Source organism: Thiocapsa sp., assembly GCF_022340925.1.
Lineage (GTDB): Bacteria > Pseudomonadota > Gammaproteobacteria > Chromatiales > Chromatiaceae > Thiocapsa.
Genome location: NZ_JAJDNA010000010.1, coordinates 23,646 through 36,144 on the forward strand (window position 1 = coordinate 23,646; position 12,499 = coordinate 36,144).

Genomic DNA, 12,499 nt, shown 5'->3' on the forward strand with positions numbered 1-12,499 from the left:
GCTCAGGTCCGATCGATCGGTGATGAAACAGACGTCCCTCAGCGCTCCGTGGTCGGGCCATCAGTCATGCGAGCGCATCCGACGGGAGATCCGGGTGGAGCCGCATTTGGCGGCTCGCCGACTCGATCAGGTGCTGGCGGCTGCCGTGCCGGAATTCTCGCGCAGCCGTTTGCAACATTGGATCGACGGTGGTCAGGTTCGCGTCGACGGGATGGCCCGTCGCTCCCGCGACAAGGTCTGGGCCGGCGAGGTCATTCATCTCGATGCGCTGATTGAGGCGAGCGGAGACTGCCTCGCCCAGCCCATCGCACTCGACCTGGTCTTCGAAGACGACCAACTCCTCGTGATCAATAAACCGGCCGGACTGGTTGTGCATCCGGCGGCGGGGCACCGCGATGGCACCCTGCAGAATGCCTTGCTGCATCATGCCCCCGCGCTTGCCGCTGTGCCGCGCGCCGGAATCGTGCATCGATTGGATAAGGATACGACCGGCCTGTTGGTGGTGGCCAAGACGTTGGCGGCTCACCGGTCTCTTGTCGCCCAGCTCCAGTCTCGACAGGTGCATCGCGAGTATCGTGCCCTGGTGATCGGTGAGGTCGTGGCCGGGGGCCGGATCGAGGCCCCGATCGGGCGCCACCCGACGCAGCGCACTCGCATGGCGGTGGTCGCTCAGGGCCGCCCTGCCGTGACCCGCTTCCGTGTCCTCGAGCGGTTCCCCGGCCATAGCCTCGTTGCTGCCGAGCTCGAGACCGGCCGCACGCACCAGATCCGCGTGCACATGGCTCACATCCAGCATCCCCTGCTCGGTGACCGCCTCTACGGCGGTCGGCCGCGACCGCCCAAAGGCGCTTCCCTTGCCGTCGTTGAGGCGTTGCAGGGCTTTCAGCGCCAGGCGTTACATGCAGTGCGCCTTGGCCTGGAACACCCGACGCTGGGCATCCCCATGAACTGGGAGGTGCGGATGCCGGCTGATCTCGCGGTACTGCTCGGACGGCTGAGTCAAGGGAACCCCGACACCCATCAGGAGACACCTCGGTGCAGGTGATTCAGCCCGATTGGCCGGCGCCCCCTCGGGTCAGAGCCTTCTCGACGACACGGGATGGCGGCGTCAGCAGCGGCGTGTTCTCGAGTCTCAATCTGGGCGATCACGTCGGCGACGAGCCTGTTCGGGTCGCTCGGAATCGCGCCTTGTTGCGCGAGCGGCTGAGCCTTCCCGGCGAGCCACTCTGGCTGCGGCAGGTCCACGGGTGCAACCTGGTCCCCAGCCAAGCGGGGGCCTCGCCTGCTTCGAGCTCAGGACCCTGTGAGGCGGATGGGGCTGTGACGAGTGACCCGGAATCAGTCTGTGCAGTGATGACGGCCGACTGTCTGCCGGTGCTCATGTGTGATCGTCAGGGAACCCGAGTGGCGGCCGTCCACGCCGGCTGGCGCGGCCTGGCGGCAGGCATCTTGGAGGAGGCGTTCCAGGCGCTGGGCATCTGTGCCAAACGGGTTCTGGTCTGGCTCGGCCCCGCGATCGGGCCGCAGGCCTTCGAGGTCGGCCCCGAAGTCCGAGCACGCTTCGTTGAATTTGACCCAAGGGCCGCCGAGGCGTTCCGGCTACGGCCCGATGGGCGCTGGCTAGCCGATCTGGCGGAGCTGGCGCGCCAGCGGTTCGCACGCCTAGGGGTGACAGATGTCTACGGTGGCGTGTACTGTACCTTCTCGGATCCGCGCCGATTCTTTTCCTACCGGCGTGATGGTGTCACGGGACGGATGGCGAGCCTGATCTGGCTGTCACGCGACGACGATGCCGCATGGGGAGATGCGAGCCATGGCTGACTGGAACATGCTGACCTTGGTGGGAGCCGACCGTCCGGGGATCGTCGCGCGCGTGACGCGGACGCTGTATGCCTGCGGCTGCCAGCTGGGTGAGGCATCCATGATCCGCTTGGGCGGTAATTTCACCATCATGCTGATGGTGAGCGGTGAGCGGCCCTGCGCGGAGATCCTGGATGCCTTGCGCCCCGTGTCCGAGGAGCTTGCCCTGCGCATCCATTTGGATCCTGTGCCTGGCGGCCTGCATCGTCACCTGGTCCCGAATCTCCAGGTCCGGGTTGCCGGCGCGGATCGCGCAGGCATCGTTGCGGATGTCACGGAGATTCTGGCTGAGCAGGGGTTCAACATCCTGGAGCTCGAGTCGGATGTCGCGGGCGATGAAGATCACCCGGTCTACATCATGAACATCCAGGGTTACTGCGAGCGCACCGTCGAGGCGGTGCAGAAGGCCTTGTCGGCGCTCGGTTCCAGCGGCGTCTCCGTCGAGGTTGCCCCGATCGATGTTCTGATCGGCTGAGGCCTATGGCCGTCCTCGACATCCTCAAGCTCCCCGATCCGCGTCTGAAGAGGCTCGCCGCGCCCGTCGGGCGCTTCGACCGGGGGTTACGAGAGCTCGCGGCGGACCTGGAGGAGACCCGATTGGCCGGCCCCTCTGCGGTCGGCATTGCCGCTCCGCAGGTCGGGCGTCTCGAGCGCATCGTGATCGTCGACGTCTCGGGCCGGCCGAAGACACCCAATCACGGATACCTCGTCCTGGTGAATCCCGAGATCGTGCATTGGGAGGGTTTCGCGATTGGGCGCGAGGGGTGTCTGTCCGTCCCCGACTATACGGGCAATGTAATTCGAGCGACCGGCATCCGCCTCAAGGCGCAGGACCTCGAAGGTCGGGTCCATGAATACGTGATGGAGGGTTTTGAGGCGCGAGCCGTCCAGCATGAGCTGGATCACCTCGACGGTCTCCTCTTCGTCGATCGTGTCGTGAGCCGCCGCACAGATCTCCACCGCCGCAAGGTCCATCAAACCTGATCACACATGAATAGCGCTGAGCGAGGACCCATGTTGCGGAGATGGCGGACTCGCCGCTCGGCGTTGAGCAACGCTGATCGTCGAACGGACGAGAAACACCGTCCGACACATGTTGTCTCTTTGCAAAGAGATTGATTACGAGAATTGCCCATGAGACTGCGTCTGATCCACCTCGTCTTCATCCTGGCTGGCCTGTTGAGCGGGAGCCTCGTATCCGCTGCGCCGCGGCAGGTTCCGCTCTCGGAGCTGTTCCCGAGTCCGGCTCAAGCCAAATCCGCTGTGGTGATCAACAAGGTGCTGGAACGGTATCACTACCGTAAGGTCACGCTGGACAATGCCTTCGCGAAGGGCGTCCTGACCAGCTATCTGGAGACCCTGGACCCGAACCGCTCGTTCTTCCTGGCTCGCGATGTCAATCGCTTCGATGGGGGTGCCAGGCGTCTGGAGGACGGACTCCGCCGCGGTGAGCTTGACCTTGCCTTCGACGTCTTCCGTGTCTATCGCATGCGGGTGGATGAACGGGTCGGGTATGCCCTGACAGTTCTGGGTGGGCCCTTCGATTTCGATCGGGACGAGGCCTTTCAACTCGACTCGCCCGATACCGCCTGGGCCGTGGATGGCGCGGAGCTTGATGAGCGCTGGCGCAAACGCGTCAAGAACGACTTCCTGACCCTGCGCATGACGGGGAAGTCAGACGAGGAGATCCGTGACCGGCTGCGCAAGCGCTACGACGGGCTGCTCCGCAGGACCCAGCAGTTTGATGGTGATGACGTCTTTCAGACCTTCATGAATGCCTTCACTCAGACCCTCGAGCCGCACACCAGCTACATGTCGCCCAGCACCTCGGAGAACTTCGACATCAGCATGAAGCTGTCGCTGGAGGGGATCGGTGCCGTCCTTCGCTCCGACAACGAATACACGGTCATCCAAAGCACGGTGCCCGGGGGGCCCGCGCGCGAGTCGGGTCAGGTCCTCACGGGTGACCGAATCGTCGGGGTCGGACAGGGACTCGATGGTCCGGTGGAGGACGTCGTCGGCTGGCGGCTGCAGGACGTCGTGGACAAGATCCGCGGTCCCAAGGGCTCGGTCGTCAGGCTTCAACTGCTGCCGAAATCGGCGGCCACGACCGGGCGCGCCCGCGAGATCGCGCTGGTCCGCAACGAGATCAAGCTCGAGGATCAGGCCGCGAAAGGATTCGTCCTGGACGACCTCTCCAACGCTCCGGGGACGCGGATCGGGGTGATCGAGATCCCTGCCTTCTATCGTGATTTCCAGGCCGAGGGCACGGGCGATCGGAACTTTCGCAGCACGACCCGCGATGTGCGCCACTTGATCGACGACCTGGCGGGGCAAGATGTCGCTGGGATCGTGATCGACCTGCGCGGAAACGGCGGCGGCTCTCTGGCCGAGGCGACGTCACTGACCGGACTCTTCATCGATACAGGGCCGGTCGTCCAGGTGAAGGACGCATTCGGCAAGGTCGAGGTCGAAACGGATCCGGAGCCCGGCGTCGCTTACCGGGGACCCTTGGCGGTTCTGGTCGATCGTGACAGTGCATCTGCCTCCGAAATCTTTGCGGGTGCCATTCAGGACTATGGGCGCGGCCTTGTGATCGGTGAGCCGACCTTCGGAAAAGGCACCGTGCAGACACTCATCGATTTGAACCGGTACGTCCCGGGTGAGCAGAACGACCTTGGCCGGCTGCGCCTGACCATGGCTGAGTTCTTCCGAATCAGCGGCGGGAGCACCCAACTGCGTGGCGTGGAGCCAGACATCCGTTTTCCGACCGCGGACTACATGCTCGATCATGGTGAGCGTTCATTGGACAATGCGCTCCCCTGGACCCGCATTCGACCCGCCGACTACAAGAAGGTCGGCTCCCAGAGCGTGGAGCTCTTGGCGCTCCAGTCGGCCTCGGCGGATCGCATCTCAAGGGACCCAGGCTTTAAGCTGCTGGTCGAGCGCAGCAAGCTGATGCGTGACATCGAGGCCGAGACCCAGGTCTCGCTCCGGGAGGACGTGCGGCGCGACGAAGACAAACGCCGCGGGAGTCTCTTTAAGGAGCACCAGGATCGTTTCCTGCGCGCGCGCGGTCTCACCCCGATCGATGAGGACGCGGATCAGGTCGATGAGGACGCACTGGAGGCCCAGCAGGAGGTCATCGCGCGCATCCAGGTGAATGAGGCAGCGCGAATCCTCGCCGACAGCATGCTCCTCGGCCGCGCCGACCGAACCCGCGCCGTGATGCGCTATTAAGGTCAAAGGCGCCAGATACGGCGCGAGGCGAGGGATTCCTCCCACGCGCTGCCGATCTACGGATCAGACCTTGACTCAATCCAGACGGCATATCGAGTCGCTCGTTGCCCGGCTGCACGCGGCCGGTGCGACGCAGTGGCTCCGCGGCAATCGAATCGGTCTGGAAAAGGAGGGACTACGGGCCTCCGCGGCAGGCCGTCTCGCGACATCGACGCACCCGCCGGCGCTGGGATCGGCCTTGACCCATCCCTATATCACGACCGACTTTTCCGAGGCATTGCTCGAGCTCATTACGCCTCCGACCTCGCAGATCGATGAGCTGCTCGCTTTTCTGACCGACCTCCATGCCTATGCCTATCGCCATCTCGGCGACGAGCTGATCTGGGCAACCAGCATGCCCTGTGTGCTCGAGGGCGGCGCCGGCATCCCGCTCGCCTATTACGGTAACTCGAATGCCGGCCTCATGAAGACGGTGTACCGACGCGGTCTGGGCAATCGATACGGGCGCACCATGCAGGTGATTGCGGGACTGCACTTCAATTTCTCCTTCGCGGACGGCTTCCTGGATCTATGCCGGGATCTGCTGAATGCTTCCGGGGATGTGACGGGCTTTCGTTCCGAGGCCCAGATGGGGATGATCCGCAATCTTCAGCGGGTCGGCTGGCTGGTGCCCTACCTCTTCGGTGCGTCGCCGGCGGTCTGCGCGAGCTTCGTACAAGGACACGACACAGACCTCCACGTCTTCGATCCCCAAACGCTCTTCTATCCGTTCGCCACCTCGCTGCGCATGGGTGATATCGGTTACCAGAACCAAAAGGAGCAAGGCACCGGCATGAAGGCGAGCTACGATAGCCTCGATGCCTATATCCGTAGTCTCACCTGGGCGATCGAAACCCCCTGCCCGCAATACGAGGAGATTGGTGTCAAGGTCGGGGAGCGCTATGAGCAGCTCAATGCAAATGTGCTCCAGATCGAGAACGAGTACTACAGCACGGTGCGTCCGAAGCAGATCACGGACCGGATGGAGCGCCCCACGCTCGCGTTGCGGCGTCGCGGGATCCGCTATGTCGAGCTGAGATCACCCGACGTCAACATCTTCGAGCCGATCGGGATCGATGCCGAGGAGATCCACTTTCTCGAGACCCTGATGGTCTATTGCCTGGTGCTGGAGAGTCCCCGCATCGCAGCCAGAGAGCGCCGCGAGATCGACGACAATCAGGTCTTGACGGCGCATCGTGGGCGCGAGCCCGGACTGGAGCTTCTGCGCGACCGTCGCGGCGTGCCTTTGCGGGTTTGGGCGAGCGAGATCCTCGGCGACATGGTTGCCATTGCCGAGCTGCTCGACGGTGTCTCGGATGGGCCGCACGTGCGGAGCGTCCGACACCAGCGCGAGAAGATCGATGATCCTGACGCAACCCCTTCAGCGCGTGTTCTTCAGACGATGCGCGAACGTCGAGAGGGTTTCTTCGCCTTCGCCCGACGTTATAGCGAGGCGCATCGCGACGTTCTGAAGGGTCATCGCATCAGCCCTGAGCGCGAAGCCCTGCTCGATCGGCTGGCTCACGAGTCGATCGAGCAGCAGCGCACTCTCGAGGCCGCCGACGACCGGAGCTTCGATGCGTTCCTCGAGGATTATTTTGCACAGGGCAATCGGGTGATCGCGGATGCGCTCGGATCCGAGTCGATCCCCCGGCTGGCCGCGGATCTTTAGACTCCGAGTTGTCGGACATCGCGCCAAGAATCAGTGCGCAACAACAACACGCGTCGTCGCCGGCCCGGTGCTTCCGGTCGTTCGGGCAGCCGAAAATGGTGCGACCTCAATCTGCCGCGGAAAGCGCCGCCGTCAGACCGCGAACGATGATTGTCAACAGGCTCCTAGAACAGCCGATTTAAGCCGTTGAGCGCAGCGACCCGATAGGCCTCTGCCATGGTGGGATAGTTGAAGGTGGTCTCAGTAAAGTAGCGGATCGTGTTGGCAGCGCCGCGCTGGGACATGATCGCCTGGCCGATATGCACGATCTCGGCGGCCTGCTCGCCGAAGCAGTGGATCCCCAGGATCTCCAGCGTCTCCCGGTGGAACAGGAGTTTCAGCATGCCGACCGTGTGACCGGTGATCTGGGCGCGGGCGATACTCTTGAAATCCGCCTGGGCGACCTCGTAGGGGATGTGGAGACTTGTGAGCTCTCGCTCGGTGCGGCCAACCGAGCTGATCTCCGGGACCGTGTAGATCCCAGTCGGGAATTCTTCAATCAGCGACCAGTCGCATTTGCCGTCCGCGATATGGGCACCGACGAAACGACCTTGGTCGTAGCTTGCGCTGGCCAGGGCGGGTCGGCCGACCACGTCACCGACGGCGTAGATGTGCGGCAATGCGGTTTGATAGCTCTGGTTGACGTCGAGCTGACCGCGCTGGTTGGGCACCAGCCCGATCGCCTCGAGTCCCAGGTCATGTGTGTTGCCGGTGCGCCCATTGGCCCACAGCAGGACGTCGGTCTTGAGCTTCTTGCCTGAGGTGCAGTGAAGCACCACGCCGTCTGCACCGGGCTCGACGCGCTCGTAGGCCTCGTTGTGCCGGATCACGACGCCCTGCTGGCGCAGATGATAGCCGAGGGCGTCTGTGATCTCGTCGTCGAGGAATGACAGGAGGCGGTCGCGTGTATCGACCAGGTTCACCTTGACATCCAACGCACCCATGATGGAGGCGTATTCGCAGCCGATGACACCGGCGCCGTAGATCGTCATGGACCTGGGGGTGTGCGTCAGACCCAGGATCGAATCGCTGTCGTGGATCCGCGGATGGTTGAAGTCCACGTCCGGCGGCTGATATGGCCGGGAGCCTGTGGCGATCACGAAGTGCCGCGCAACTAACGCGGTCGCGATGTTTCCCGGGCGTTGGACCTCGATCCGATCCGGTGCCAGGAAGCGGGCATGCCCGAACAGGACCTCGACTCGATTGCGTCGATAGTGGCGATAGCGGGTGCGTACCTGATCGCTGATGACCGTGTCGGCGGCCCGCAACAGGTCCGGAAACTCGGCCTCGATCTGATGCTGAGTATGCTGAAACAAGGGGTTGCGGCGATAATCGGCAAGCATCTGGATCGAGTGCCGCAGCGCTTTGCTGGGAATCGTGCCCCAATGCGTGCAACCCCCCCCGACCGCATCATGGGCCTCTATGACAGCGACGCGTTGCCCGGCCTTGGCGAGCTTCATCGCGGCCCCTTCCCCCGCCGGACCGGTGCCGATGACGATGCTGTCGAAGGTTCTGATAGCCATCGGTCCGGACTCCGCTTGAGGTTTCAATGGAGGCTCAGGAAGACGCTGATTGATTGGCGTTCGTGCCCACCAATCAGCGTTTCCCTAGGTTAGCATAGGTCTTCCGGACTACGATTCCTGGCGGGTGGTCAGCGGGATCGACCCGATCAGAGATAATCCGGCAGGCTTTTCCGAATCGCCTCGGGGGTGTGGGTGGTCAGGTTCTTGTCGATCTCGCCGGCGATGAGCTGCCGAAGAGAATGGGACTGATGCTTTCGCAGCATTCCCAGAAACGCTGGCGCGGCGACGATGTAGAGCTTATGCAGCTCGCCGCCGTTGCGCGCCGTCTCCAGGGTCTCGCAGACCAGGTTCGCGAAGCGATCGGCATTCTCCTGTTTGTGCGCCTCCTCCCCGTTGATCCCGTGCGCCCCCGCCATGGGGTCACGGCCACGCCCTCCCTTGTCAGTGGTGAGGTCGCCTTCGTGCAGGCGGCCCTCGGGAGAGGCCAGGGTGCGGATCTCACGGATGGAGCCTGCTCCCTTTTCAGCGGCGAAGATGCGCGCGCGGCTGTTGTCCGCGGCCAGTATCCAAGTAGACATGATGTCACCTTACTCCGATGCTAAACCCGGCCGGACCGCGACCGGGATCGTGCCTATGACGGGGCGGTCACTCGGTGACGCAGGATCGGGCCTGCTGCCGCCTGGCCTGATCTCGTCTATTTCAGTGTAACAGGCCGTTCATGGATGTCAGTGACGTGGTCGCGTTCCTCCGCCGGCGCGTCTGATGCACTTGAGGTAGACCTTGTCGTCGAAAGGCGTCTGGTTGTGTTGCAAGCTCCAGATTGCCTCGGCAAGGCATTCCATGATCCGGTGCTCCGCCTCGTGCGGATCCCCAATGGCCCTTACCAGGTTCCGGTAGAGCTTGCGAATTCCGGACGGTTGATCAATGCTCAGTTGATCGAGGATCGTGATGTGCAGGGCCATATGCAGAAACGGATTGGATTCGCCCTGCTCGGGCAGGAAGTTGCGGTTCAGGGTGTCCTCGGAATCGATCATCAGCGAGTGATACTCGGGATGTTGCCCGAGGACCTGAACGATCTGGGTCTCGACCGGCTCGAGGCGCTGTCCGGCCTGGGCCTTGGCCCAGGCATCGATGAAGGTCCGGCGGTGCCTGTGACGGTCGTTTGAGAACATAGAGGCAGCGCTCACGATGGCTGGTTCTGTCTGTTTTGAGCCGTGAACATGAACAGGGAATCTAATGGAAAATCTGTAATGTTTGAGCAGGTAATCTGATGCGCATCCTGCTAACCTTCTGAAGGAAATAGATTTGCGCGTTTTTTGAGGTGTGGAGCGAGTTTCTCCGTGATCCTCGCGTAATAATACAACCAGGCAGTTGGATCCGGTCCATCAAATCATTCTGAAAATAGACGGCTGAATCCGGCGACAAGAACCCGCGTATCTGCGGCGTGAAGGCTACCGTGACCCACGCAGGCCAGCCGCGCCCTGGCGGTCGCGCGGCCGGAATGCCGCGTAAGCTGCCCGACGAATCCGGGCAGTCGAAGCACAGCAACGTCGGCCAAAGGCCGACATGAGACGTTTCCTCGCTGGCAAGCTTCGGCAGCAAGCCGATGGCCTAAGGTGCAACTGGCCAGCAGCGCGCGCCGCCTATGCCACCTGGAGGACGCCGAAACGCATCGCCACATGCTATTGACCCGAAAGGGGTTTGAGCATGCGGAAGGCTCACTGCTTTGGCGGTTTAGACGGCCATTTGGCCGCATAACCCATTAAGGATGTGAACATCGCGTTCGGCTAACCGATTGAAACATCTCGCAGTCCGTGCTGCGTTTGTGTCGAACCCGCCAGGTATGCGGACCGTTCGTCCGGCTAATCTCGATTCGCCCCACAGCAACAGAAGAATGACACTATGGATTATTACGAACTCTTAATCGACCTTCATAAACATGCCCACCGACAGGGACCGGGCGGGGATGCCGAGACGGAACTGGCTCTCAACCTAGCCATGATCGACCGGGCTGCTCCGCAGAATGTTGCGGATATCGGCTGCGGCACGGGGGCGTCCACCCTCTTGCTTGCCCGGGTTTTGAATGCCCGGATCACGGCGGTGGACTTCCTTCAAGACTTTCTGGACGTGCTGAAGGAAAGGGCAGAAAGCATGGGGGTGGCGGACAGGATCTCGACGCTTGCATGCTCCATGGACAACCTGCCTTTCGCCGATGAGGAATTGGACGTCATCTGGTCTGAGGGCGCGATCTATAACATCGGCTTTGAAAAGGGTGTAGCGGACTGGCGGCGTTACCTGAAACCGGGCGGTATTTTGGTTGCTTCCGAGATCACATGGCTCACGGACTCCCGGCCGTTGGAACTCCAGAACTACTGGGATGGCGAATATCCCGAAATCAACGTAGCCTCGGCCAAGATTAGGGTCTTGGAAAAGCACGGTTATTCGCCGATCGGTTATCTTGTGCTACCGGAACATTGCTGGCTGGACCAGTATTACCGCCCCATGCAGGCGAGGTTCGAGGACTACCTGAACCGGAACGGAGACAGTGAAGAGGCACGCGCGGTCGTGGCCGCCGAGCAACGGGAAATCGACCTCTACGAGACGTACAAAGCTCACGTCAGCTACGGGGTGTATGTCGCGAAAAAACTGCGGTAGAAAGGCGAATAAGGCCATTGAGGCTAAGTTGTTAAGGCCATCCCGTTACACATAACTTTAAGTACGCGATGTCACATATCTGCTTCCAATAGCTTCTGGAGGCGGCATGGGCTGGGCAGACGCGGAGTTGCAGGGGATCGATCTCGGCGACAAGCGTCGCGACCGACGCGCTATCCGGCGTATAGAGCGTTTGGCCGAACGGCTTACGGCGAGCATCCCCGGGGCCTTTAACGGCTTGGCCCCCTGAGCTACGAGGCGCAGCGTGGGATGTATCTGCACCCGACCTTCGCCGTGACGCTGGCGCGCGAACCGCTGATGGTGCTGACGCGCAGATCGATGGAGTCGACGAAGCAGCGCAGCAACAGGCCGAGCGCGATCTGGCAGCCGACCTGCTCCAGACGATCGGCGAAATGAAGGCTGGAGAGGGCCCTGTGGTATGGCCCCCGGCACTGGCCGCGAGACAGGAGACCGGACTCTCCCAAGCCCCCGGTGCTTGCCGGTTTGCTGCACCGCAACCGCGGCGCCGAGGCACGTGGAGCCGCTCACCCGCCTGCGCGACCTGCTCGGCGACGAGGCCGCCGATCGGGGCCTCCTGGTCTGCGGCGTCGAGCGCGAGCGTCCCATGCCGGGAGGTCACCTGGCGCTGCCCTGGCAGGCGTTTCCGGCTTGGCTGGGGCAGTTGCTGGACGGCACGCGCTGAGCCGCACCGGATCACTGGGACCGCCGGCTTCAGCCGGCGCGTCCAGCCTGGCCGCGCTGCCTCAGTCGATGATCATCTCCAGCCGGTACTTGGCCACCTCGTCGCGCCGCGCGGCGTTGCGCATCAGATACACGCGCACCTTGTAGTCGCCGCTCGCCGGCAGCGTGCCCTCGAACTGGTTGCCGGACGAGGAGCCGACGAACATGGCCTCATCCGCCTTACCCGGTGCGATGATGTTGAAGTAGTTGGAGCCGTTGTCCGTGGACAGGCTGACGTTCATGGACTGCCCCTTGCCGGCGCCGAGCACGTAATCCACCGTCTCGTAGCCCTTGATGGTGCCGTGCACGGTCGCGCTGTTGGCGCCCTTGTGGAACTGCACGCGCTCGGTGCGGATGTCGTCGGCGAGTGCGGTGCTTGCGACCAGAACGGCGGCGACGAGCGAGAGGAACAAACGTGTCATGGCGATATCTCCTTGGATCTCGATTGCAGGTGGGGCTCGATCAGGATCGATCGGGCCAGGTTCGATCGGACTCGGCAAACAGGGTTCGAATCGGCGCTCGCACTATCCGCCGGTGACCAGCGCATCGGCGAACCGGTAGTGCTCCCGGCCAACGCTGATCGACCACATGTCGCCGTCCTTGGAGACCTGGACCGGGTCGCCGTCGCGGTCGGTGAATTCACCGTCCGCGAAGCGCAGCACCCGAAAGGCCGCGCGGTCGCTGACGGCGATGTTGGCGATCCAGAGCTCGGCGCCGCCGTCCGCTTTGCGCA

15 protein-coding genes are annotated in these 12,499 nt (G+C 62.9%); 10 read left to right on the forward strand and 5 right to left on the reverse strand.

Going from position 1 to position 12,499, the window contains the following annotated elements:
- The first annotated feature begins 22 nt into the window (after positions 1 to 22).
- The 6 genes from rluD to gshA all read left to right on the forward strand — a co-directional run bounded on the left by rluD (position 23) and on the right by gshA (position 6,811).
- Positions 23 to 1,045, forward strand: a complete 1,023-nt coding sequence (rluD, locus tag LJE61_RS01670) for a 23S rRNA pseudouridine(1911/1915/1917) synthase RluD (protein ID WP_296914237.1) — start codon at positions 23 to 25, stop codon at positions 1,043 to 1,045.
- Positions 1,036 to 1,821 (forward strand): peptidoglycan editing factor PgeF, encoded by a 786-nt coding sequence (pgeF, locus tag LJE61_RS01675; RefSeq protein ID WP_296917214.1) that lies wholly within the window; start codon positions 1,036 to 1,038, stop codon positions 1,819 to 1,821. The genes rluD and pgeF overlap by 10 nt, the downstream gene beginning before the upstream one ends.
- The gene (locus LJE61_RS01680; protein ID WP_296917216.1) at positions 1,814 to 2,335 is read left to right on the forward strand and encodes a glycine cleavage system transcriptional repressor; all 522 of its coding nucleotides are present in this window, start codon (positions 1,814 to 1,816) and stop codon (positions 2,333 to 2,335) included. Before pgeF ends, LJE61_RS01680 begins: the two co-directional genes overlap by 8 nt.
- A 5-nt stretch (positions 2,336 to 2,340) precedes the next feature.
- Complete coding sequence (def, locus tag LJE61_RS01685; RefSeq protein WP_296917218.1) at positions 2,341 to 2,844, forward strand: peptide deformylase; 504 nt, start codon at positions 2,341 to 2,343, stop codon at positions 2,842 to 2,844.
- Positions 2,845 to 2,994: 150 nt separating this feature from the next.
- Complete coding sequence (locus tag LJE61_RS01690; RefSeq protein WP_296917220.1) at positions 2,995 to 5,100, forward strand: carboxy terminal-processing peptidase; 2,106 nt, start codon at positions 2,995 to 2,997, stop codon at positions 5,098 to 5,100.
- Positions 5,101 to 5,170: 70 nt separating this feature from the next.
- Positions 5,171 to 6,811: a glutamate--cysteine ligase gene (gene gshA / locus LJE61_RS01695; RefSeq protein ID WP_296917222.1), complete on the forward strand. Its 1,641-nt coding sequence runs from the start codon at positions 5,171 to 5,173 to the stop codon at positions 6,809 to 6,811.
- Between the two features lie 164 nt (positions 6,812 to 6,975).
- Here gshA and sthA read toward each other — a convergent pair whose 3' ends face one another.
- The 3 genes from sthA to LJE61_RS01710 form a co-directional block, all read right to left on the reverse strand.
- A complete protein-coding gene (sthA, locus tag LJE61_RS01700; RefSeq protein ID WP_296917224.1) occupies positions 6,976 to 8,373 on the reverse strand; it encodes a Si-specific NAD(P)(+) transhydrogenase in 1,398 nt (465 codons plus the stop codon).
- 146 nt (positions 8,374 to 8,519) lie between these two features.
- Complete coding sequence (locus LJE61_RS01705; RefSeq protein WP_296912168.1) at positions 8,520 to 8,951, reverse strand: host attachment protein; 432 nt, start codon at positions 8,949 to 8,951, stop codon at positions 8,520 to 8,522.
- A gap of 147 nt (positions 8,952 to 9,098) precedes the next feature.
- A complete protein-coding gene (locus LJE61_RS01710; protein WP_296912166.1) occupies positions 9,099 to 9,545 on the reverse strand; it encodes a DUF1841 family protein in 447 nt (148 codons plus the stop codon).
- 730 nt (positions 9,546 to 10,275) lie between these two features.
- Between LJE61_RS01710 and LJE61_RS01715 the strand changes: the two genes are divergently transcribed.
- From LJE61_RS01715 to LJE61_RS01730, 4 genes are all read left to right on the forward strand, one after another.
- Entirely contained in the window at positions 10,276 to 11,028 is a 753-nt protein-coding gene (locus tag LJE61_RS01715; protein WP_296917226.1) for a class I SAM-dependent methyltransferase, read from the forward strand.
- A 106-nt stretch (positions 11,029 to 11,134) separates the two neighbouring features.
- Positions 11,135 to 11,275 carry an IS4/Tn5 family transposase DNA-binding protein gene (locus LJE61_RS15370; protein WP_519972896.1) on the forward strand — a complete coding sequence of 47 codons (141 nt, stop codon included), beginning with the start codon at positions 11,135 to 11,137 and terminating at the stop codon, positions 11,273 to 11,275.
- A gap of 20 nt (positions 11,276 to 11,295) precedes the next feature.
- A complete protein-coding gene (locus LJE61_RS01725; RefSeq protein ID WP_296917229.1) occupies positions 11,296 to 11,442 on the forward strand; it encodes a hypothetical protein in 147 nt (48 codons plus the stop codon).
- 118 nt (positions 11,443 to 11,560) lie between these two features.
- The gene (locus tag LJE61_RS01730) at positions 11,561 to 11,728 is read left to right on the forward strand and encodes a hypothetical protein (RefSeq protein WP_296917231.1); all 168 of its coding nucleotides are present in this window, start codon (positions 11,561 to 11,563) and stop codon (positions 11,726 to 11,728) included.
- 61 nt (positions 11,729 to 11,789) lie between these two features.
- Here LJE61_RS01730 and LJE61_RS01735 read toward each other — a convergent pair whose 3' ends face one another.
- Together LJE61_RS01735 and LJE61_RS01740 are read right to left on the reverse strand one after the other, a co-directional pair.
- Positions 11,790 to 12,188, reverse strand: a complete 399-nt coding sequence (locus LJE61_RS01735; protein WP_296917233.1) for a hypothetical protein — start codon at positions 12,186 to 12,188, stop codon at positions 11,790 to 11,792.
- A 102-nt stretch (positions 12,189 to 12,290) separates the two neighbouring features.
- Positions 12,291 to 12,499: hypothetical protein (locus LJE61_RS01740; RefSeq protein ID WP_296917235.1), on the reverse strand; the 209-nt coding region annotated here is incomplete at its 5' end.

Coding starts and splice junctions, on each gene's coding strand:
- rluD (WP_296914237.1), top strand. CDS start 23: ATGAAACAGACGTCCCTCAGCGCTCCGTGGTCGGGCCATCAGTCATGC.
- LJE61_RS01680 (WP_296917216.1), top strand. CDS start 1,814: ATGGCTGACTGGAACATGCTGACCTTGGTGGGAGCCGACCGTCCGGGG.
- def (WP_296917218.1), top strand. CDS start 2,341: ATGGCCGTCCTCGACATCCTCAAGCTCCCCGATCCGCGTCTGAAGAGG.
- LJE61_RS01690 (WP_296917220.1), top strand. CDS start 2,995: ATGAGACTGCGTCTGATCCACCTCGTCTTCATCCTGGCTGGCCTGTTG.
- sthA (WP_296917224.1), bottom strand. CDS start 8,373: ATGGCTATCAGAACCTTCGACAGCATCGTCATCGGCACCGGTCCGGCG.
- LJE61_RS01705 (WP_296912168.1), bottom strand. CDS start 8,951: ATGTCTACTTGGATACTGGCCGCGGACAACAGCCGCGCGCGCATCTTC.
- LJE61_RS01710 (WP_296912166.1), bottom strand. CDS start 9,545: ATGTTCTCAAACGACCGTCACAGGCACCGCCGGACCTTCATCGATGCC.
- LJE61_RS01715 (WP_296917226.1), top strand. CDS start 10,276: ATGGATTATTACGAACTCTTAATCGACCTTCATAAACATGCCCACCGA.
- LJE61_RS15370 (WP_519972896.1), top strand. CDS start 11,135: ATGGGCTGGGCAGACGCGGAGTTGCAGGGGATCGATCTCGGCGACAAG.
- LJE61_RS01725 (WP_296917229.1), top strand. CDS start 11,296: ATGTATCTGCACCCGACCTTCGCCGTGACGCTGGCGCGCGAACCGCTG.
- LJE61_RS01735 (WP_296917233.1), bottom strand. CDS start 12,188: ATGACACGTTTGTTCCTCTCGCTCGTCGCCGCCGTTCTGGTCGCAAGC.